This is a genomic window from Protofrankia sp. CiT1 (genome assembly GCF_917627335.1).
GTDB lineage: Bacteria > Actinomycetota > Actinomycetes > Frankiales > Frankiaceae > Protofrankia.
Map to the genome: position 1 here is coordinate 10758 of NZ_CAKJTP010000125.1, position 2275 is coordinate 13032.

The 2275-nt window shown below is 67.7% G+C and carries 2 protein-coding genes; both read left to right on the forward strand.

The window, feature by feature from the left end; translation table 11 throughout:
• On the forward strand, positions 1–744 hold a 744-nt coding region (locus MJ785_RS16810; protein WP_239309911.1), incomplete at its 5' end, for a class F sortase.
• Positions 745–985: 241 nt separating this feature from the next.
• Positions 986–2251 carry an ATP-binding protein gene (locus MJ785_RS16815; protein WP_239381707.1) on the forward strand — a complete coding sequence of 422 codons (1266 nt, stop codon included), beginning with the start codon at positions 986–988 and terminating at the stop codon, positions 2249–2251.
• Positions 2252–2275: the final 24 nt, after the last annotated feature.

A 2275-nucleotide genomic window follows, 5' to 3' on the forward strand; every position in this document is an offset into this window, starting at 1 on the left:
ACCCGTGGTCGGCGTTCCGGCACAGCGGCATCCGCTGGGGTTCGCGGGGGAATCCGGCGCCCGGCTACGATCACGACCGTTGTTACCGCCGTCGCCCTCATGCTTGCCGGATGCGGCGGATCATCCAGCGGAAAGCCGCCGGCAGACGGTTCCATCCCCACCGCCAGTGCCGCCGGGAGCACAGGCGACGGCCGGACCGGCGGCAACAGCAACAGCCAGGCCCAGAGCCAGGGATCGTCCGATCGCAACATCCCCACGGCGTTGTTGCTGCCTCAACGCCTCCTCGCCGACGGGCATCCCCAGGCCGCGCCGGTCATTCCCATCGGCGTCCTCGGCCCGGCGTCCCCTCCCGACCGCTGGCAGGCCCTGCATTCGGCGGCGGGCGAGCTGGAGACGCTGTCCAACGCCGCCGAGGTCGCCTGGTTCTCCGCCGGGATGGCCCCCGGTGACATCGGCCCCGCTGTCATGACCGCCCACGTCGAATGGGACCACAAGCCGGGCGTGTTCGCCAAGCTGGACCAGATGAAGACCGGGGATGCCGTCCAGGTACGACGCAGGGACGGCAGCACAGTCACCTTTACGGTCGACCGCGTCGACCGCTACCCGAAGGCCTCACCCCGGGACGCGGAGCTGTACCGGCCCTCCCCTGGCCCGGAACTGCGCCTGGTCACCTGCACCGGCGGACTGGACGGGGAAGGGCTCCACCTGGAGAACCTGGTCGTCTCCCTCTCCCTGGCACGCTGAGCTGGCGCCGGTATGCCCGGTATGCCGGCGCCTCCGGCATACCGGGCTCTCTTGCCAGACGGGTGCCGCGTTCGCCGCGGGCGGGCGTCAGGCTCCCGTGGAAGGTCGGCCCAGATGCCTGTGGAACGTCGGTCCCAGCAGCTGTGAGATGTCGGTCCACATAGCTGTGAAGTGTCGGCCCAAGCCTCCGTCAGATGTACGCTCAGGCTGGCCGCCATCCGCTGCGAGCAGGAGTTCCTCCGTGCCAACGACCGACCTGCAACGGGCCTGCACCTCAATCGCGGAGGAGTACCTGGCGGTATTTCGAGTCGTGATCCTGAACGGGCCCCGGCAGTCCGGCAAAACAACGCTGCTGCGGCACCTACAGAAGCGGTACGGGGGCACGCTGCTCAACCTCGACGACGAACAGACCCTGCAGGCCGCGATCAGCGACCCGGTGGCCTTTACCGGCAGCGGCACGGAACCACGGTTCATCGACGAGGTTCAGCGAGGTGGCGACGCTCTGGTCAGGGCGGTCAAGGCCGAGGTCGACGCGGCGCCGCGCCCTGGCCGGTACGTCCTGGCTGGATCCACCCGCTTCCTGACTACGCCAAGCCTCTCGGAGTCCCTGGCCGGCCGTGCTGGGGTGGTGGACGTCTGGCCCCTCTCCCAGGGTGAGTTCAACGGCCGGTCCGGCAGCTTCATCGACCACGCCTTTGACGACCCCGGGTCGCTCGGTGCGCTCCGGACGACGGCAAGCGACCGGGCCGACTACTTCCAGCGGGTTTGCCGCGGCGGTTTCCCAGAGCCGGCGCTGATGCGAACGACACGGTCTCGCAGAGCTTGGTTCCGCAGTTATGTCGAAGCCATCGCCGAACGCGACATACGCGAGATGACCCGCATCAACGAGCCGAGCGCACTACGAACCCTGCTGGCCTACGTCGCCTCGGTCACCGCCCAGGAACACAATACGGCCAACACCGCAAACAAGACCGGCCTGCATCGGACGACGGTCAGTCGGTACCTGGAACTTCTCGAAACCGTCTTCCTGATCCACCGGCTGCCGGTATGGTCCCGAAACCTGACCGCCCGGGTCGTCAAACACCCCAAGCTGCACCTCACCGACACCGGTCTTGCCGCCGCGCTGCTCGGTGTCTCTCCCGAGGCCCTGGCCAGGCCCGTGTCCACGTCCCGTGGCCCGCTGATCGAAACTTTCATCGTCAACGAACTGGCCAAACAGGCCACCTGGAGTGAGAGCTCGGTGCGCCTCCATCATTGGCGGGTCAGCGGCGGCGCCGAAGTCGACATCCTTCTAGAACGTGACGACGGCCAGATCATCGCCATCGAATGCAAGGCGACCGATACCGTCACCGGCAACGACTTCCGCGGCCTCACCACGCTCCGCGACCTGCTGGGCCCGCAGTTCGTCCACGGCATCGTCCTGCACACCGGACGCCAGGGAGCCCTCATGTTCGGGGACCGGCTGGTATCCCTTCCAATAGCCGCTCTGTGGGAGACCGGAAACTGACTCGGCTTCCCCTCCGCGCAGCTT